An 18,678-nucleotide genomic window follows, 5' to 3' on the forward strand; every position below is an offset into this window, starting at 1 on the left:
GGACAACAGCAACGACAACAACCTCATCAGCCTGGCCAGTGGCAAGGTGCTGCTGAGTGCAACGGTGACGGTGGTGGATGGCGACAACGACACCGCGACCGGCACGGTGAGTGCGGATCTGGGTGGCAACATCCGCTTCGAAGACGACGTGCCGACAGCAAGCCCTGCAACTAATGCGGGTCAAGCAACTCAGGCTCAAAATACCAACCTGATGTTGATCCTCGATATTTCCGGCAGCATGGATTATGAATCCGGTTATCAAGGTATGACTCGAATGCAAGTCATGCAGAAATCAGCATTGGAGTTGCTCGACAAGTACAGTGCTTATGGCAATGTCATGGTCAATATCATTACATTTGCTACTTCAGCAACCAACCCGACTGGTGTGTGGGTCAATGTGGATACAGCCAAGGCAATTATCCTTGGTCTGGTATCGACAGATTCAACAAACTATGACGACGCACTTAACGAGGCGATCAAAGCATTCGGTGACACAGGCAAGCTCTCGAATGCTCAGAATGTCTCTTACTTCATGTCTGATGGCGAGCCTAATGACAATGCTCTGAGCGGTAGCTCCGCCACAGTACCCGATGGCAACAATAGCTTGGGTGGCGGGGATGGTATTGATGGTGACGGAACCACTCTCACCGGAGAAGCAAAAGACTGGGCTGATTTCCTGAAGGCGAATGACATCAACTCGTTTGCTCTCGGTATGGGAAGTGGCTCAACCGCCTCGGCATTGGATCCCATAGCCTATAACGGAGTCAGTGAGGTGAACACAACGTCGATTATTGTGACGGACTTCAGTCAGCTGGCTGCCACGTTGCTGAGCACTGTTGTGGCTCCGCCATTATCCGGGGTATTGCTCAACGGGGGGTTAACCGCAAGTGCCGGTGGTGATGGAGGATGGATTGGTTCTATTACTGTCGCAGGTGTTACCTATCATTACGACCAGAAAATAGACAGTTCTAGTGTTACTGGTGGTACCTCAGCGGGAACATTCAACACGACGACCAACGAATGGTCTATCTCGGTTGCTGGCGGCACCCTGAAGGTTGATATGGACAATGGTGTCTATACCTTTACTCCCCCATCGGTAATTCCGTCGGGCGGGATAAGTCAGGTGTTTGGCTACAACGTGATTGATCATGATGGAGATACAGCCTCAAGTACCCTGTCTCTCATTATCAATCCAGCCATCGGACCTACTGTGGTGCGTGATGATTTTGTCATTACCAATCAAGACCCCTCGACTATCCCTGATTGGGCACTGCTTGCCAATGACACTGGGCCACTGGCTGCCACCCAGGCAATCACAGGTGTATCTGGTGCAGTTGGTGGCACGGTGACAGATGGTGTGGGTTCTGTCGTGTTTGATGACACCTCTGGTAGTGCAACACCCAATCTCTATGATGGTTCATTTAACTACACCAACAGTACGACTGCTGATCCGGCCAAGGTATTCGTAGATGTGCAGAATGGCTCTACCCTCACGGGGAGTTATCTTGACGAAATCCTGATTGGTGGTTCAGGGAATGACACGCTCAACGGAAATGCTGGCAACGATACCCTGCTTGGGGGAGCAGGCAACGATAGCCTGAATGGCGGGGAGGGCAACGACATTCTTGTCGGTGGCGTGGGTAATGACACCACTGAATGGTGGCAATGGCAATGATACGGCGAGCTACCTTGATAGTTCTGCAGGAGTCTCGGTCATTGTGAATGGTAACAACCAGGCTACCGGTGGTGCAGGAATGGACAGCTTGAGCAACATGGAAAACCTGATTGGCTCCATGTTTAACGACTCTCTGACAGGTGATGGCAGTGCCAACGTCCTCAGTGGTCTTGCTGGCAATGATATCCTGAGTGGTGGTGGCGGTGACGACATGCTGATCGGTGGCTCTGGCAGTGACACCATGACAGGGGGAGCAGGTAAGGATACCTTCAAGTGGATGTCGGGTGATGCCGGTGGTATTGATACCATCAAGGATTTCACCACGGGAGCTAATGGAGATGTGCTGGATCTGAGCGATTTGCTGAGCGGGGAACATACAAATACAGCAACATTGGATCAGTATTTCAACTTTGCATCCGGTCCAGGTAGCAATAAGTCTACTCTGACGATCGACCTGGATGGCTCGAGCAGTGGGTCTACAACCCATACTATCTTCTTTGATAACGTGGACCTTACCCTTGGAGGAACAAGAACAGATCAACAGATCATTCAAGACTTGCTGGATCAAGGCAACCTCAAGGTTGATCCGTAATCGGGTGATGGGGCCGGGCTATGCCTGGCCCCTGTTTTTTGACTGAGGGGGCGGCTAAGATAGCGGCAGTACAGGAGAGGGTCACCATGCAGTCATTCAATTGGGTCGATATCGATGGCATTCGCTATAGCTGGGATGGGCAGGGCAGCATTACCTGCACCGGCCAGTTTGGCTATCAGGCCACGATGGCAGGTGATCGGATCGATGCACTGGATCTTGAAAGCCAAGATGGCGAAGTAGCGGGTTCCCTCAATGTGGACTTCGCGGCCGCGACCATTGCCTTCACGCCGGCAGTAGATGCAGAGCCACCTCATATGGTGGTGCTGGTTGGGCATGATCAGGGCGAGCAGGAGTATTCGCTGCAGAGTTTGAGCGATACCTGTCTGCAGGATCTGCTCATGCACTCCGACAGCATCGACTGTGTTCCACTCATAACATCCACGCTGGCAGACCTGGTGATCCCGCCGCAAGGACACGTTCTGTCGTGGGATTCCTTCCATTTTGATGATGACGTCGTGCTCGGTTCCCGCAGCGTCATACCGATGGCGCCCAGCCATCAAGGGCTGATGGGCAACGAGATCAGCATCAACATCGACATGACCAATCAGGTGCTGGATCAGATACCGCCATTGCACGATATATGAATCCCATTGGGCCACGGGCATAATGACCTCACTCTAATTGACTGAGGTTTTTTTCTATGTGGCGTCCCCTTCTTACCCTTTCTGCTCTGGTCGTCAGTGCCCCGTTATTCGCGCTTGAAGTACCACAAGCCCCGCATCTGGTGGTGAGTGGCTATGCCGAGCAGAAGGCCGAACCCGATATGCTGACCCTCAATGTGTCGGTGACTGCGCTGGAAAAACAGGGCATCAAGGCCAAGCAGCAGGTGGATGGCAAGGTTGCAGCCTTTTTTGGCCAACTGGAAGGGTTGGGCATCAAGCGCAGTGACGTGGAGGCGGGCAACCTGGTGATCTCCCCCGAGTATCAGTATCCGCAGAACAAGAAGCCGGAACTGGTGGGCTACCGTGCCCAGCGTCAACTCGCGGTCAAACTCTACCAGCTCGACAAGCTGAGCGAGCTGATGGATACCGCCCTCAAGGCGGGTCTGGAGTCTGTATCCCAGATAGAGTACGGCCTCAAGTCGCCGCAGACCATCAAGGAGCAGGCGCGTGTCGGTGCGGTGGAAGATGCTAAGACCAAGGCGGAATCCCTGGCCAAGGCGTTCGGCATGAAGCTTGGCAAGGTCTACAGTGTCGAGTACCGCAACAACACCCCCATGCCCATCTATAGCCGTGCACTCAAGGCGGCCGCCATGGCTGCGCCTGCCGCCGACATGATGGAAAACAGCTATCAACAGCAGCAGATCAGCATCACGGACAACGTGGAAGCCGTCTTCCTGCTGGAATAAGGCGTTGGCCATCCGGCCTTGTCGATCTATCCCATGCCCGAGGCTCATCCCCTCGGGCTTGTCGTTTCTACCTGGCAAGCGGGACTTGAGTGTGCAGGCGAGAGCGCGGCAACCAGATGATAATGTGGCTGGCCGGATCCGGATCTATATGACGCAAAGACGGGTGGCGCTGTGCCCGGCTCGACGCTTTGGTGCCCGCGAGTGCAGATGACGGACAGAAAGATGCCGGTCGGTGACCGGCATCTGATGGCGTAACGAGGTGGCGCGGATCAACCCAGGTTGGCGGCAACCCGTGCACGACGCTTCTGTTTGAGCTGATAGCCGATGGCCAGCACGACGATCCAGACCGGAATGAGCAGCACCGAGATCTGGATGCCCGGAGTCAGGTACATGATGACCAGAATACCTGCCATGAAGGCAAGGCAGAGGTAGTTACCGAACGGGTACCAGAATGCCTTGAACTTGGGCTCAACCCCTTCGGCCTGTTTGCTCTTGCGAAACTTCAGATGCGCGAGGCTTATCATGGCCCAGTTGATGACCAGGGCCGAGACCACCAGCGCCATCAGCAGCTCGAACGCCTTGCCCGGCATCAGGTAGTTGATCAGCACGCACAAGAGGGTTGCTGCGGCGGAGACGGAGATGGCTACCACGGGCACACCGCTCTTGTTGGTCTTGAGCAGGCTGCGCGGGCCGTTGCCCTGCTTGGCCAGACCGAACAGCATGCGGCTGTTGCAGTAGACGCAGCTGTTGTAGACCGACAAGGCGGCGGTTAGCACCACCATGTTGAGCACGGTCGCCACCAGGTTGCTGTCCAGCGCGTGGAAGATCATCACGAAGGGGCTGCCGCCTTCCACGACCTTGCCCCAGGGGTAGAGGGACATCAGCACGGCCAGGGCGCCAATGTAGAAAATGAGGATGCGGTAGATAACCTGATTGGTGGCCTTGGGAATGCTCTTCTCGGGGTCATCCGCCTCTGCGGCCGTGATCCCCACCAGCTCAAGACCGCCGAACGAGAACATGATCACCGCCATCGCCATCACCAGACCACTGATGCCGTTGGGGAAGAAACCGCCCTGGTCCCACAGGTTGGTGATGCTGGCATCCGGTCCGCCGTTGCCGCTGGCGAGCAGGTAGCCGCCAAAACCAATCATGCCGACGATGGCGACCACCTTGATGATGGCAAACCAGAACTCCATCTCGCCGAACGCCTTGACGTTGGAGAGGTTGATGGCGTTGATCAGCACGAAGAAGACGGCAGCCGACATCCAGGTCGGGATCTCGGGCCACCAGTACTGGACATAGATGCCGACCGCCGTCAGCTCGGCCATGCTCACCAGTACGTAGAGTACCCAGTAGTTCCAGCCGGAGGCGAAACCGGCGAAGTCACCCCAGTATTTGTAGGCAAAGTGGCTGAACGAGCCTGCTACCGGCTCTTCCACCACCATTTCGCCCAGCTGGCGCATGATGAGGAAGGCGATAAAGCCGCCGATGGCATAGCCGAGCAGTACTGAGGGACCCGCCATCTTGATGGTCTGGGCAATGCCGAGAAACAGGCCGGTACCTATGGCACCGCCCAATGCGATGAGCTGGATATGGCGGTTTTTCAGGCCGCGCTTCAGCTCCTCGCCGTCTTGTTGAAGATCCATTCTTCCTTCCTTACGTCTCTGATGTCACTCGTCTGTCATCTCGCCCGTCGAGTCACTCCATGTGACCTTGCACGGCAAAGCGTGCTTGAAACGTGACGAAATCCGTATTTATTTCGTTACGGCAGGCCGCTTGTTGTTTTTTGTGGCGGCTACCAACGGAAGCAGAATAGTGATAATCGGTCGTCCACGCACCTGTTTTCCTCATCATTCGCCGGTTTTTTCGGCATAAAGCAGGTTTTTCAGGACTCTAAATACAAAAAGAGGAGTGGCTGGCTACATTGTGAACAATCGAATGCTGTTCAGTTGACTCTTTGGTGGATTCCTGTTTTATGAAGCCTCCTCCGTAAAAAGGATGTGATTCATGCAACGTATTATTGGCAGCCTGCTGGCCGTCGTGCTTTGGTTGACTGTCTGGCTCTCTCCCTTGTTGCTGACCATGGCGGCGGGATGCATGCTGGTCTGGGCGGTGCAGGGTGATGACTATCTGGTGATGCACTTTCGAACCGTGCTGCTGACAGCTGGCGCAGTTGGTTTGCTGCCAGCGCTCTGGTTGACCGAACGGGTGCGCCGGCGTCATGGCGTGCTCAACTTCTATGCCATGCTGATGAACAACAAGGAGTTGAACAGCACAGCCTCCCGTTCCCGCCAATCATAAAAAACCGAGCCAGATGCGGCCGCATCTGGCTCGGTTTTCATTTCTGCCTGTCACTCCTGCTCGTCTGTCGCCCATGGACCATGCCGGGCTCAGCTCCGGACCCCAGCCCGGTTCAATAGAGCTGACGGCGCATGCCGGTTGCCTCCAGAATTTTCGCGCTTATCTCCTCCACCGAATGAGAGCTGGTATCGAGGAAGCGGATCGCCTCTTGGCGAAACAGCCGCTCCACGCTCGCCAGCTCCTGCTCGCACTGCTCCAGCGATGAATAGCGGCTGTTGGCGCGGCGCTGGTTGCGGATCTCGTGCAACCGCTGCGGCGCTATGGTGAGGCCGAACAGTTTGTGGCGGTTGGCCTTGAGGGCGCTCGGCAAGTCCAGCGTGCCCATGTCCTGCTCGATGAAGGGGTAGTTGGCGGCCCGGATGCCAAATTGCAGCGCCAGATAGAGGCTGGTCGGGGTCTTGCCGCAGCGGGAGACCCCGATGAGGATGATGTCCGCCTCCTCATACTCCTTGGTGGTGATGCCGTCGTCATTGGCCAGCGCGAAGTTCACTGCCTCGATGCGATCGTCATAGAGCTTGCGATTCTCCATGCCGTGAGTGCGATGCAGTCTGGGTTCGGCCTTGACCCCCAGTTCCTGTTCCAGCGGGCTGACGAAGGTGTTGAGAAAGTCGTGGCTGCTGGCCTGGGCCTTGAGCACCTCTTCCCGTACCAGGGGGTCGACTATGGTGTGAAACAATATGGGGCGTATCCCGGTCTGGCGGAATTGCTCGTCGATGCGCGCCCGCACCTGCCTGGCTTTTTCCTGGCTCTCCACGAAGGGGATGGTGACTTGCTCAAACACCAGTGGAAACTGGCTCAAGACGGCGTGGCCGAACACCTCGGCCGTGATGGCGGTGCCGTCGGATACATAGAATACGGTGTGCACGATGCGCTCCTGTGGTACTGGTTGGCGAGGTTGCGAGCAGTCAGTATCTCTCGAAACCATACCGATTTTGTCAACCGATCTGCTGTGCCCAAGTTGTGAAGTGGCTTGCAAACCTGAGTCGTTACCTTTTTGTGTTGGCATTGTAGAATGTCTGTGTCATTCGGCCATCCCCAAATCTTGCTCGGGGATTTTTTTGATAACAAGTAGAAAACGTTTTCATGGTCGTTGGCAACAGTAGAAACAGACAATAACGCATATAACTCACGCACCTAATTTGGCGCAGAAGGTGCCACGGCACCCGAGCCCACCAACCTGGAGACATGCAAGTGCAACAGTACGTACTCTGGTACGAACAACTCGGTATGCAAGATGTAGAACGAGTTGGCGGCAAGAACGCATCCCTTGGCGAGATGATCAGCAACCTCTCTGGTGCCGGTGTATCCGTGCCGGGTGGCTTTGCGACCACGGCCTTTGCGTTTAATGAGTTTCTGGAGTTAAGCGGCCTCAACGGCAAGATCCATGATCTGCTCGATACCCTGGATGTGGACGACATAGCCGCCCTCAACCGGGCCGGTCAGCAGATCCGTGACTGGGTGATCGATGCCCCGTTCCAGCCTGCACTGGAGCAGGCGATCTGCGCCGCCTACGACAAGCTGAGTGCGGGTCTGGATGCTTCTTTCGCGGTGCGCTCTTCTGCCACCGCCGAGGATATGCCGGACGCTTCCTTTGCCGGTCAGCAGGAGACCTTCCTCAACGTACGCGGCATAGACTCTGTCATGATTGCCGTCAAGCATGTGTTTGCTTCACTGTTCAACGATCGCGCCATCTCCTACCGGGTGCATCAGGGGTATGACCACAAGGGCGTGGCGCTCTCGGCCGGGGTGCAGCGCATGGTGCGCTCGGACTTGGCCGCCTCCGGTGTCATGTTCACCCTGGATACCGAGTCGGGTTTCAACGATGTGGTCTTCATCACGGGTGCCCAGGGCCTGGGCGAGATGGTGGTGCAGGGCGCCGTCAACCCGGACGAGTTTTATGTGCACAAGCCAACCCTCAGGGGCGGGCGTCCTGCCGTGGTGCGCAAGACCCTCGGCTCCAAACTGATCAAGATGACCTACTCAGGCGATGCAGGTCACGGCCGTCAGGTGAAGATAGTCGACACCGATGAGGCCGAGCGCAGCCGCTTCTGCATCACGGATGAGGAAGTGATGGCGTTGGCGAAACAAGCGCTCATCATAGAGCAGCACTATGGTCGCCCCATGGATATCGAGTGGGCCAAGGATGGACAGGATGGTCAGCTCTACATAGTGCAGGCTCGTCCCGAGACGGTGCGCAGCCGCCAGGAGGCCAACACGCTCGAACGTTTTGCCCTCAAACAGGCGGGCAAGGTGCTGATCGAGGGGCGTGCCATCGGCCACAAGATTGGCGCGGGCCCGGCGCGGGTCATCTCCTCCATCAGCCAGATGGACGAGGTACAGCCCGGTGATGTGCTGGTCACCGACATGACGGATCCGGACTGGGAGCCCATCATGAAGCGGGCCTCCGCCATCGTCACCAACCGTGGCGGGCGCACCTGTCACGCCGCCATCATAGCCCGCGAGCTGGGTATTCCGGCGGTGGTAGGTTGCGGCAACGCCACCGATCATATTGCCCCGGGTCAGCTCATTACCGTCTCCTGCGCGGAAGGGGATACCGGCTTCATCTATGACGGCGAGCTCGATTTCGATGTGGCGGTCACCGAGGTGGGCAACATGCCGCACCTGCCCATCAAGATCATGATGAACGTCGGCAATCCGGACCGGGCGTTTGATTTTGCCCAGTTGCCCAATGCCGGTGTGGGTCTGGCGCGGCTCGAATTCATCATCAACCGCATGATTGGCGTGCACCCCAAGGCCCTGCTGGAGTTCGACCAGCAGAACCCTGAACTGCAGGCCACCATCCGCAAGATGATCGCGGGTTACGACAGTCCCCGTGAGTTCTACGTGGCCAAGCTGACTGAAGGGATCGCCACCCTGGGCGCCGCCTTCTGGCCGGAGCGGGTGATAGTGCGGATGTCGGACTTCAAGTCCAACGAGTACGCCAACCTGGTGGGCGGCCGTGGCTACGAGCCTCACGAAGAGAACCCCATGATCGGCTTTCGTGGCGCATCCCGCTACATAGCCGACAGCTTCCGTCCCTGCTTTGCTCTCGAATGCGAGGCCATCAAGCGGGTGCGTGACGTCATGGGGTTGACCAACGTCGAGGTGATGATCCCCTTCGTGCGCACCGTGGGTGAAGTGGAGCAGGTGATCGACATCCTAGCCGAGAACGGGCTGCGCCGTGGCGAGCGGGGGCTCAAGGTGATCATGATGTGCGAGATCCCGAGCAACGCCCTCCTGGCAGACAAGTTCCTCGAGCACGTGGATGGCTTCTCCATCGGTTCCAACGACATGACCCAGCTCGCACTCGGACTGGACCGGGACTCGGGCCTCATAGCCCACCTGTTCGACGAGCGCAACGAGGCGGTCAAGGCGCTGCTGTCGATGGCTATCCAGGCCGCGCGCAAGGCGGGCAAGTATGTCGGCATCTGTGGCCAGGGGCCATCCGATCACCCGGACTTCGCCGCCTGGCTGGTCGAGCAGGGCATAGACTCTGTGTCCCTCAACCCGGATACCGTGGTCGATACCTGGCTCTATCTGGCCGAGCAGCACAAGGCTGGCTGATCCTCGTCGGCTCCTGCCTGCGAATAATAAAAATGGCGCCCCCTGAGGGCGCCATTTTTATCGTGCAATAAACCCGATGGCATTATTTGTCCGGGATATTTTTATTCCTGCTCAAAATAAGCGCGCCAGATCTTGGTTTTACACTCCGTTACATCTGTTCACTTCATCACCACCCCATAATAAGCCTGCCATGTCATGACGAAGTGGGCGGATCACTATATTCACGTCATGTAGAGCAAGGCGGGATAAACAGGTTCCGCTCGCGTTCTACTTATCAATAAATATGTTGTTTGTTATTAATATGGCCAGGGCAGGCAGATGTCACAGAGCGTATCAAATCAAGTGATCAGAAGAATGCTGACGGCATGTCAGCAGCAAGGGGGAGATACGGATGCCATCCTGATGGCTGCCGGTCTGACGCCATTCGATATTCACCGTGAGCATGGCCGGATCCTGGCCCATAGCCATTACCGCATGCTGAGCCTGATGCAGCGGCATCTGAGCGGCTTTCACGAGGGCATACTGTCTTACGATATCGCCGAGCTTTACCAGCACTATCCGGCGCTCATCAGCCTCTGCCTGAACCAGCCGTCCCCTCGCGCCGCCATCGAAGCTCTGCTGGCCTATCGCACCGTCATCGGCAACTGTGACGACTTGGTGGTGCGAAGAGGTGCGCTGTTTAGCCAATATGAGTATATCAATCAAGGGCCTGCCGCCCTGGGCGCGAGTCAGGCCATCCCCAATTTCGTCATCCTCTACCGGATCCTGCGGGTCTATGCTCCCGGCCTTGGCGTCTCTGTGGGGTTCGTCGGCAAGCCGCCGGCCCATCACCGCCAGCTGGATCACTTCTTTGGTACCCACTGCCGCTGGGATCAGCCGGGCAACACCCTGACCATAGACAATGCCCTGCTGGATAGCCGCGCCGATAGCTACAACGAGCCGCTTTGCCGCCTGCAGACAAGCCAGCTCGCGCATATTTGCAGCGACATCGATGAGCGGGTGCCCTTTGCCAATCTGGTGGCGGACATGATCCGCCATAAAATCCGCGGCGGCGTCATGGAGAGCGATGACCATTTACTCAAGGATGTTTGTTCGGCCATGAATATCAGCCGCTGGACCTTGAACCGAAAATTGCAGGGGGAGGGCAGCAGCTTCTCCGCTATCTTGAAACGGGTCAAGATGATGGAGGCCTGCCGTTTATTGGGAGAGGGAGAGCAACCGCTGCAAAATATCAGTGATCTGGTGGGTTTTTCCTCCCAGAGTGCCTTCAATCGTTTCTTCAAGGCCAATACCAATATGACTCCGCTGGCCTATCGTAATACCCGCCAATAATAACGGGACTAGGACTGCGCCTGATCCCGTCAAGGCTGAAGGCAACAAGGGGGCGTACCCTGGTGCGCCCCCCATCACCTTCATTTCTTACCTGGGCTCGCTTATTTTGTCACAGTGGTGACGGTGGCGGCATCCACGCCGCTGGGCAGGGCCAGGGCGCCAGGGGTCGTGCTGCTCACCACTATCTCCTTGCTCACCGTGAAGGTGACCGGCGTGGTGGCGGAGACATCGGAAGAGGGGCTGATGTAGGCGCTGTAACTGCCCGGCTCCACTATCCACTGGTTGCTGGCCTCATCGAAGCTGGCGAGTATGCTGGCCGGAATGGTGAAGCTCAGCTGCTCGGCAGCGCCCGGTGCCAGCTGCTTGGTCTTGGCAAAGGCCTTGAGCTCTATGGTCGGTTTTTGCAGTTTGACCTCGGGGGCGGTGACATAGACCTGGGCTGCCTCCTTGCCTGACACTGCGCCCGTGTTGGTGATGGTTGCCGTCAGCACCAGGCTGCCGGCCGCGCCCTTGGCCAGGGTATTGCTGGCGATGGCGGGGCTGGTGTAACCGAAGCTGGTGTAGGAGAGGCCAAAGCCAAACGGGTAGGAAACCGCCTTGTCGAAGGTGCTGTAGTAGCGGTAGCCCACATAGATCCCTTCGTTGTAGTAGAGATCGTCCGGCTCGCCGTCACCGTCGGTATCCTCACCCGGGAAGGTGCCGGCGGAGGGCACGCTGGCGTAGCTGAGCGGGAAGCTCTGGGCCAGTTTGCCACTCGGGTTGACCGCCCCCGACAGCACGTCCGCGACCGCATGACCGGTTTCCTGACCGGCCATGTAGGCCAGCAGTATGGCGTCTACCTTGTGGCTCCACTGGGCTGTGTCGATGACGCCGTTGACGTTGAGCACCACCACCACTTTCTTGCCCTGGGTGTGGAAGGCGCTGCTCACCGCATCGATGAGGGCGATTTCGTCATCGCCGAGCAGGTAGTCGCCCTTGCTGTCGGTGCGATCGGCCCCCTCACCGGCCTGACGACCCAGGCTGATGACAGCGACCTCCTGCTCGCTGGCGGCGGTGGTGATCAGGCTGGCGAGCGCCGGGCTGACGGCGGCCTCATCACAGGTGTAGTAGCCCTTGGCGCCGAATTGCCCCTCGTGATAGACCTTGTTGGCCTCATAAAAATCGCCGTAGTAAGCCTGCAGCGCCCCGTTGACCGGGAAACGGCTGGCCAGCCCCCGGGCTATGGTGGTGGTGCTGGCGGCGTTCACGTCCCCGCTGCCGGTGCCACCCTTGTAGGTGTTGATCTGGTTGATGCCAAAGCTGGCCACCTTGCTGGTCACGGCGATGGGCAGGGCGGCAGCGTCGTTGCGCAGCAGCACCATGCTTTCGGCACCGGCCTGGCGAGCCAGCCTTGCGTGGGCGGCCAGATCCGGGCTGTTGCTGACGGCCAGCTGGTTGTAGGAGGGACTCTTCATCGCCTGGGTCAGGATATGGATGGCGGCCTCGGTCACTTTGGCCTCGTTCAGATCGCCCTGCTCGATGGATTGCTGCAACTGCTCCTTGACGTTGCCGGGTTCAATCAAATCTTGCCCTGCCAGCACCTGCTTGTAGGCGTTGTTGGCTACGTCGCCTGCGAACCAGTCTGACATCACCAGGCCGTCGAATTGCCACTCACCGCGCAGCACATCGGTTATGGCATCCTTGCGCTCGTTGACATAAGTGCCGTTGAACTTGTTGTAGGAGGTCATGACTGCCCATGGCTGTGCCTCGTCCACCGCGATCTGGAAGCCACGCAGATAAATTTCACGGAAGGTTCTCGGCTCGCCGATGTCGTTGATTTGATTCCGGTTGGTCTCCGAGTTGTTGCCAAAGTAGTGTTTGATGGTGGTGCCCACCCCGTTGCTTTCCACCCCATTGACCATGGCGGCACCGATTTTGCCAGTGAGCAGCGGGTCTTCCGAGTAGTATTCGAAGTTGCGGCCATTGAGCGGGTTGCGCTGGATGTTCATGCCGGGTGCCAGCAGGATGTCGACCCCGTACTGGCGCACCTCGTCCCCCATGGCTTCCCCAACGGATTTGACTAGGTTGACGTCCCAGCTGGAGGCGAGCAGGGAGCCGATGGGCCAGGCGGTGGCGTAATAGGTGGCGCTGTCGCCGTCGCGGTTGGCGCTGATCCGCAGGCCCGCCGGGCCATCGGCCAGTTTCAGGGCCGGAATGTCGATACCGTCGGCACTGCGTGCCACCCCGTTGATGTAGCCCGCTACCCCGGCGACATCCTGCTTTACGTTGATGGCGCCGTTGGCGCTGCCATACCCTGGGCCGGAGAGCAGGCTCAGCTTCTCGTCCAGGGTGAGCTTGGCCACCATGGCTTCGGCCTGACCGCGGTAGTAGGCATCGTCTTTTACCAGGGGATCCGAGTCGTTCTGGTTGCAGCCAACCAGTAGCCCGGCGAGGGCCAGGCTGACGCCGAGTGAAACCGCTTTCATTTTTGTCGTGATAGGCATGAAGACTTCCTCGTAACTGTCTGAATAAAAAGGCAAGTGCGATATCGACACCGGCAAGTGATCGGGCCGGGCGGCCGCTCTGATGGCGGGTTCCCATGGATATCGATGACGTCTCAGGGTGGGCCAGGGTGCATGTGCAAGGGTGCAGCCATGGCCGGAGCCGCAGGCAGGTTAGCAAGTCGGGCTGGCTGCGCCTTGCCTTGGCGGAGCGAGAAATGTGCAGTTGGGAGCAAGGGTGCCAAGTTGTGACAGGGGTCGCATCACAGGCTGCGCGGCAGGGAGGGGAAAGGGGAGGCTGGATGACCCACCATTGAGGATGGTGGCAACAGGGCGGTCCGGCTTGGGTTGTGATTTGCCGCGAGGTGTGGGGCGCAGACGATCGGGCAGAAGAGAGGGGGCCAGCGGCCCCCTCGGCGTGTGCAAGATACCTCGCGCTTGTCAGCGCAAGGGCTTGCTCACTTTGGCTGTTTCAGTGCACCGGCCAGTTCGATCTGCACCCTGACCCCTTGCTGCTTGAGCTGGGTGGCGATGGCGTTCAGATCCGTGCCGGGTTTGGCTTCCAGCAGGGCGATGCCGCCGCTGCTCTGCTTGAACTGCAGGCCGTGGCGGCCCGCCAGCGCCTTGGCCTGATTGTCATCGGCCTCGACCAGCAGGGTACCGCTGACGGTCAGCTCGGGGCTGGCGACCCCTTGCAGCAGGACGTCGCCGCTGCGCAGGGTCTGTTGTGGCACCTTGCCATCCAGACTGCGGGCGACCCGTTTCTTGTTGCCGTTATCCGGCGTCAGGTAGGTCTTTCCATTCACCTCTACGGTGTTGTACTGCTTGCCATCGATCACCACCGATTCGTCGGCCGTTGCGTGCACGCAGACCGAGGCCAGCAGGCTTGCCAGGGCAAGGCTGAGTAAGCTGTGTTTCATGTTATGACTCCTCTGTGATCAGGAACGGGCTGCGTCGTGACCGAGTACCCGCAGGGACCAGTCGAGCAGTTGACCCGGCTGGCTGTTGTTGCGCTCGGTCAGGGTGCTGCGGGTGTTGGTTCTGCGATCGAGCAGCGAGACCTGGCGGCTGCCATTGGCCACGTCGGTCACCTCCAGGCGCCACTCGCCCTGAGCCGGTTCGCCGTAGAACTTGTGGGAGAGCATGCGCATGTCACGTAGCCCCTTGGTGCGCACATAGCCCAGCTGCTGCCGGTCGAGGGATTGTCCCACCAGGCTGTTGTTAGGGTTGAGCAGCACGCTGCGGGTGCCGGATGGCGAGACCAGTTCGATCAGCAAGTCGGGCAGCCGCTGGTGATCCAGGCTCACCATCACCTGCACGGCCTCGACCGTCAATGGTTGATCGACCTGCGTGCTGGAGCGGGTCGGGCTGCTGCCCACGTCCGGGATGGCACCGACGGCGCGATCCCGGACCGTCACCTTCTGCCAGGGCAACTGTACCAGTGGCGGCAGCGGTTCGTGGCTGGCGGCGCGGGCCAGGGTCTTGTTCACATCCACCAGGCCGAAACCATAGGTCGGGCTGTACCAGAGGCCGGCCGCGTTGCGCTCCCACCCCTCCAGACCCGTCACCTGGCGGCGCTGGCCGTTGGCGGCCGTATAGCTTATCTGCACGGGCCCCTGATTGGCGTCGAGCCGGGTGGCGTTGCGGGCCAGCAGATCGCGCAGATCTCGCACCGACAAGTCCGGGTAGGCGGACATCAGCAGCGCCATGGCGCCTGTGGTGTTCGGAGTCGCCGAGGAGGTGCCGTTCATCACGCCGTTGTAGTCGCAGCTGGCATCCAGTTGCGGGTTGTTGTGCAGCCGGTTGGTGCTGGGATCGTCCACCCGGTTGTAACCCATGTCGCAGCCGGGCAGATCCGTGGTCACCATGGCGGGCGCATCCGTGCCGTATTCCCCGCCGGGGGCGCTCAGGAAGACGTTGCTGCCGACGCTGGAGTAGGAAGAACGTACCCCGTCCGCGTTGATGGCGCTCACCACCAGGTTCCAGAAGTTGCTGTTGGAGGGATCTATATTGCTGTTCTCGAACGGCAGCTTGGGCTGGTTACCGGTGCGGTTGAGCACATAGTTGCCGGAGGCAATCCGGTTGAAGCCGTTGCCCGCCGCCTTGATATAGGCCGCCCCCTGCGCCTGCTGGGTCCGCTGCTCGAACAGGCGATCGAGCTGCACCTGGTCCAGCCCGTTGGCCCCTTCAGGATCGACCAAACTCATGCCGTAGCTCTGGTTGAAGACCCTGTTGTCTGCGGTGACGGCGTTGCCGCCAAGGGCGTAGAGCCAATCTTTTTGCAACTGCTGGCTGTTGTCATCGAGCAGGTTGAAGCCCTGCAATTGGGCGCGAGGGGCTACCCCCAGGGTGCCTATGCTGTTGTCCACCGCGGCTATGATGCCGGATACCGAAGTGCCGTGGGCACTGTCCGGATCGGTCGGGGTAGGATCGCTGCCGCCGGTCACCACGTTTTTGGAGCCGGGGCGCACATTGTCGGCCAGATCCGGGTGCGCTATGGCCATGCCATCGTCCACCACGGCCACATTGATGCCCTGACCCAATACGTCGGTGCGGTGTGCCCACCAGAGGTTGAGGTCATTGCCCGCCACGCCGCCGCGGGTGCTGAAGGCATTCTGCCCGCTGTTGAGCAGGTGCCACTGCTGGTCCTGCAGGGGATTGATGCCGGGCAGACAACGGACTGCGCTGCTGCGGCCGGTATCGAGTCCGGCCTCTTTGCCGGTGAGTGGGGTGCAACTCTCATTAGCCTGAACTGAAGCGATAGGCAGGGCCGAGAGCAGGGCCGAGATTGCCAACGCCAACGATGTTTTTCTCATTTATAAACTCCATCTTATATCGCACCGTCCTGGGTGCGACTGGCATCTATACACGGGAAAAACAGAGCCAAAAAGCGCTCATTTCAGTTCTGGGATAAGGCTCAAAAAAATCCCATTACAAATCTGTTTCAAACCATACGGGGGTTCCGGCGAATCCCTTTATGTGCTGTATTGAGAACTTTTCTCAGTTGCTGGCTGTTGATGTTTGCCTTTATAGATAAACATGTTATTAACTCGTCATTAACCCTGGCTGCGGCAGTGCCGAGGCAGGCGCGTTGGGCTAGCCCTGACCAGATATGACACATACCCAATCTAGCGTTATGTGGCCGGCAAGCCTGCCATGCCGGGAGGCGGGTTTTGCACCCAGGCGGCAATGAAAACGGCGCCAGTGGCGCCGTGTTTATGTGAGGAGTTGGCCGAGCGTGGTCAGCCGCTATTTGATCAAGGCCAGGATCGGGCGAAACGCCGGATGGCGGCAATCCTCCAGCAGCTCATAGAGGCACATTTCCACCGAGGTGAGCCGCGCGCCACGAGTGGCCAGCTGAGCGATGGCCAAGTCGCGGTTGGTGGCGCTGCGGGACGACACCGCATCCACCACCAGGGAGACATCTGCGCCGCTGTCGAGCAGTCCCAGCACAGTCTGGTAGACGCAGATATGGGCCTCTATGCCGCACACCAGCCAGTGGCATCTGCCGGTCCGGGCGAGGGCGGCTGCCACTGCCGGCTCCCCCAGCGCGCCGAAGCTGAATTTGGTCAGCACGGGGGCACCGCTCTGCAGCGGCAGCAACTCGGGCACCGTTGGCCCCAGCTTGTCCGGATTCTGTTCCAGCCAGACAACCGGCAAGCCCAGTGCCTGGGCCCCTTGTACCAGCCGTGCGCTATTGGCAATCAGGGCCGGGCTCTCCTCGACGAGCCGTGCCAGCTTGCCCTGAATATCGACGACCAGCAGGCCTGTGGTAGAGGCGGTCAGCATGATGGCTCCCTGGATCAGAGTGTGGCGCCCAGTGGACGGATGACAGATGTACGCGACTGGTTCCACAAATAGATGAGGGTCAGCGCGATGGCGGTACCGATCGGCAAGGCGAACAGATGCAGCGCGATAAAGCACCAGAAGACAAGCTTGAAGCCCTTTACCGGCTCGCTGAGCCCGCGATAGGCCACATAGTTGAATGCCATGACAAACAGCCCAATGGCCAGTGCGAGGCCAATGCTGACCCCCTGTGACGGGGCTGATCCGGCCGGGTGCAGCGGGCTGACCGTGACGACCGACCATGTAACAAACGCTGTCATGGCTAAAGAAAAAAGCGTCGAAGCGATGAAGATGCCTTTGGCGATCAGCTGTTGTTTGGGGCTCATGAATACTCCTTGAATAGGGTGTGGTCTTGCTCCCTGCTCGTGATCTGGCGTGCCTTCCATGCCGTTCGCCATTGACATGGTGGCGTATAAAATATGAGTCACGGCACCCTGTCGACAAGGCTCATAAAACTACCTGCAATGCCAGCACCGGTCAAAAATAAAGTAATTCAAATTGTAAATGTAGTGATGTAAATATTACGATGAAAATACATGATTAGCTTTAAACAGGCAATCTTGTCGACGCTTTCCTGTGGACCAGACCGAGCAACAATATATATATGATATACGCATAGACTATGTTAATAGTTTCTTTTTTTATGGGACATATCTTCATGTTTATTTGGGTTTGTTCAGCTGGGATGCCCGCTTTTTATCTCTGACCCATAATACTGAGTTGTCAGTTTTCTTCATCTCGAACAGGTCGATCGCCATGAATAAATCACTGAGTTTTTTAAAGCCGTAGTTCCGTTGATCGAATGAAGCATGATTTGATATATGACTACCAATAGGGCTTAACCTTGCCCAACCTCCACCTTCCTCTACAGCCTCAATAGCTTGTCTTAGCAGATTGATGAGGCGTGTATCACTTTTGAGATTCTTCGTTTGCTTTGCAATAGGTTGTTCTTCTTGAATATCTTGGATCTCAGCATCCAGATAGAGAAAGCGGGAGCAACTATTGACGAATGGCATTGAGGCCTTACGTTCGCCAAATCCGATCACAAATTTACCGTCTGCCAGGCAGCGAGTAACAAGAGGGGTAAAGTCACAGTCCGAAGAGACGAGACAGATGACGTCTACATCCGTGGTATAGAGCACATCCATCACATCAATCACCAACGCCATGTCGGTCGCATTTTTTCCTTTGGCCAAATCAAATTGCTGCACCGGTTGGATGGCAAATTCATGCAATATTTCCTCCCATGATTTGAGGGTCGGATTCTTCCAGTTACCATAAGCTTTGCGGATATTGACTACGCCATAGCGAGCTAGCTCGGACAAAACCCTGTCAATCTTGCTGGCCGGTGCATTGTCTGCATCGATAAATACAGCAATTTTTTCTTTGTCCTTCAAATGACCTCCTGTCATTTAACGTC

Annotated in this window: 15 protein-coding genes; 7 read left to right on the forward strand and 8 right to left on the reverse strand. The window is 57.9% G+C overall.

The features are described from left to right. The 4 genes from BN1128_RS26425 to BN1128_RS02390 form a co-directional block, all read left to right on the forward strand. The coding region (locus tag BN1128_RS26425; protein WP_042866077.1) for a VWA domain-containing protein at positions 1-1,675 on the forward strand (1,675 nt) is incomplete at its 5' end. Beyond that, positions 1,644-2,267 (forward strand): type I secretion C-terminal target domain-containing protein, encoded by a 624-nt coding sequence (locus BN1128_RS02380; RefSeq protein ID WP_167335788.1) that lies wholly within the window; start codon positions 1,644-1,646, stop codon positions 2,265-2,267. The genes BN1128_RS26425 and BN1128_RS02380, both read left to right, overlap by 32 nt. Before the next feature lie 86 nt (positions 2,268-2,353). Further along, complete coding sequence (locus BN1128_RS02385) at positions 2,354-2,911, forward strand: hypothetical protein (protein ID WP_042866079.1); 558 nt, start codon at positions 2,354-2,356, stop codon at positions 2,909-2,911. A 56-nt stretch (positions 2,912-2,967) separates the two neighbouring features. Then, positions 2,968-3,675 carry an SIMPL domain-containing protein gene (locus BN1128_RS02390; RefSeq protein WP_042866080.1) on the forward strand — a complete coding sequence of 236 codons (708 nt, stop codon included), beginning with the start codon at positions 2,968-2,970 and terminating at the stop codon, positions 3,673-3,675. A 269-nt stretch (positions 3,676-3,944) separates the two neighbouring features. Here BN1128_RS02390 and BN1128_RS02395 read toward each other — a convergent pair whose 3' ends face one another. Then, positions 3,945-5,321 carry an amino acid permease gene (locus BN1128_RS02395; protein WP_042866081.1) on the reverse strand — a complete coding sequence of 459 codons (1,377 nt, stop codon included), beginning with the start codon at positions 5,319-5,321 and terminating at the stop codon, positions 3,945-3,947. 361 nt (positions 5,322-5,682) lie between these two features. Here BN1128_RS02395 and BN1128_RS02400 point away from each other — a divergent pair, with 361 nt between their 5' ends. Beyond that, positions 5,683-5,976, forward strand: coding sequence for a hypothetical protein (locus tag BN1128_RS02400; protein ID WP_042866082.1), 294 nt, complete (start codon positions 5,683-5,685; stop codon positions 5,974-5,976). A 112-nt stretch (positions 5,977-6,088) separates the two neighbouring features. Here BN1128_RS02400 and ppsR read toward each other — a convergent pair whose 3' ends face one another. Continuing rightward, the gene (gene ppsR, locus BN1128_RS02405) at positions 6,089-6,901 is read right to left on the reverse strand and encodes a posphoenolpyruvate synthetase regulatory kinase/phosphorylase PpsR (protein WP_082030336.1); all 813 of its coding nucleotides are present in this window, start codon (positions 6,899-6,901) and stop codon (positions 6,089-6,091) included. A 320-nt stretch (positions 6,902-7,221) separates the two neighbouring features. On the opposite strand from ppsR, the gene ppsA reads away from it, so the two are divergent. Continuing rightward, positions 7,222-9,600 (forward strand): phosphoenolpyruvate synthase, encoded by a 2,379-nt coding sequence (gene ppsA, locus BN1128_RS02410; RefSeq protein WP_042866083.1) that lies wholly within the window; start codon positions 7,222-7,224, stop codon positions 9,598-9,600. A 354-nt stretch (positions 9,601-9,954) separates the two neighbouring features. Next, positions 9,955-10,932: an AraC family transcriptional regulator gene (locus BN1128_RS02415; protein ID WP_042866084.1), complete on the forward strand. Its 978-nt coding sequence runs from the start codon at positions 9,955-9,957 to the stop codon at positions 10,930-10,932. Between the two features lie 101 nt (positions 10,933-11,033). Here the strand turns inward: BN1128_RS02415 and BN1128_RS02420 are convergent, their stop codons facing one another. From BN1128_RS02420 to BN1128_RS02445, 6 genes are all read right to left on the reverse strand, one after another. Then, the gene (locus BN1128_RS02420) at positions 11,034-13,415 is read right to left on the reverse strand and encodes a beta-glucosidase family protein (protein WP_042866085.1); all 2,382 of its coding nucleotides are present in this window, start codon (positions 13,413-13,415) and stop codon (positions 11,034-11,036) included. A 455-nt stretch (positions 13,416-13,870) separates the two neighbouring features. Further along, positions 13,871-14,332, reverse strand: a complete 462-nt coding sequence (locus tag BN1128_RS02425; RefSeq protein WP_042866086.1) for a serine protease chaperone — start codon at positions 14,330-14,332, stop codon at positions 13,871-13,873. 18 nt (positions 14,333-14,350) lie between these two features. Then, positions 14,351-16,228, reverse strand: a complete 1,878-nt coding sequence (gene asp, locus BN1128_RS02430; RefSeq protein WP_042866087.1) for a serine protease Asp — start codon at positions 16,226-16,228, stop codon at positions 14,351-14,353. Positions 16,229-16,661: 433 nt separating this feature from the next. Further along, complete coding sequence (locus BN1128_RS02435) at positions 16,662-17,201, reverse strand: hydrolase (RefSeq protein WP_042866088.1); 540 nt, start codon at positions 17,199-17,201, stop codon at positions 16,662-16,664. Positions 17,202-17,215: 14 nt separating this feature from the next. Continuing rightward, positions 17,216-17,584, reverse strand: coding sequence for a hypothetical protein (locus tag BN1128_RS02440; protein ID WP_042866089.1), 369 nt, complete (start codon positions 17,582-17,584; stop codon positions 17,216-17,218). Positions 17,585-17,920: 336 nt separating this feature from the next. Further along, entirely contained in the window at positions 17,921-18,655 is a 735-nt protein-coding gene (locus BN1128_RS02445; RefSeq protein ID WP_042866090.1) for an NYN domain-containing protein, read from the reverse strand. Between the last annotated feature and the right edge of the window lie 23 nt (positions 18,656-18,678).

It is taken from the genome of Aeromonas piscicola, assembly GCF_000820005.1.
GTDB lineage: Bacteria > Pseudomonadota > Gammaproteobacteria > Enterobacterales > Aeromonadaceae > Aeromonas > Aeromonas piscicola.

Excerpts from the sequence above, each read along its gene's own strand:
- BN1128_RS02435 (WP_042866088.1), bottom strand. The coding sequence starts at position 17,201 with ATGCTGACCGCCTCTACCACAGGCCTGCTGGTCGTCGATATTCAGGGC.
- BN1128_RS02390 (WP_042866080.1), top strand. The coding sequence starts at position 2,968 with ATGTGGCGTCCCCTTCTTACCCTTTCTGCTCTGGTCGTCAGTGCCCCG.
- BN1128_RS02395 (WP_042866081.1), bottom strand. The coding sequence starts at position 5,321 with ATGGATCTTCAACAAGACGGCGAGGAGCTGAAGCGCGGCCTGAAAAAC.
- BN1128_RS02400 (WP_042866082.1), top strand. The coding sequence starts at position 5,683 with ATGCAACGTATTATTGGCAGCCTGCTGGCCGTCGTGCTTTGGTTGACT.
- BN1128_RS02420 (WP_042866085.1), bottom strand. The coding sequence starts at position 13,415 with ATGCCTATCACGACAAAAATGAAAGCGGTTTCACTCGGCGTCAGCCTG.
- asp (WP_042866087.1), bottom strand. The coding sequence starts at position 16,228 with ATGAGAAAAACATCGTTGGCGTTGGCAATCTCGGCCCTGCTCTCGGCC.
- ppsA (WP_042866083.1), top strand. The coding sequence starts at position 7,222 with ATGCAAGTGCAACAGTACGTACTCTGGTACGAACAACTCGGTATGCAA.
- BN1128_RS02425 (WP_042866086.1), bottom strand. The coding sequence starts at position 14,332 with ATGAAACACAGCTTACTCAGCCTTGCCCTGGCAAGCCTGCTGGCCTCG.
- BN1128_RS02385 (WP_042866079.1), top strand. The coding sequence starts at position 2,354 with ATGCAGTCATTCAATTGGGTCGATATCGATGGCATTCGCTATAGCTGG.
- BN1128_RS02415 (WP_042866084.1), top strand. The coding sequence starts at position 9,955 with ATGCTGACGGCATGTCAGCAGCAAGGGGGAGATACGGATGCCATCCTG.
- BN1128_RS02380 (WP_167335788.1), top strand. The coding sequence starts at position 1,644 with ATGACACCACTGAATGGTGGCAATGGCAATGATACGGCGAGCTACCTT.
- BN1128_RS02440 (WP_042866089.1), bottom strand. The coding sequence starts at position 17,584 with ATGAGCCCCAAACAACAGCTGATCGCCAAAGGCATCTTCATCGCTTCG.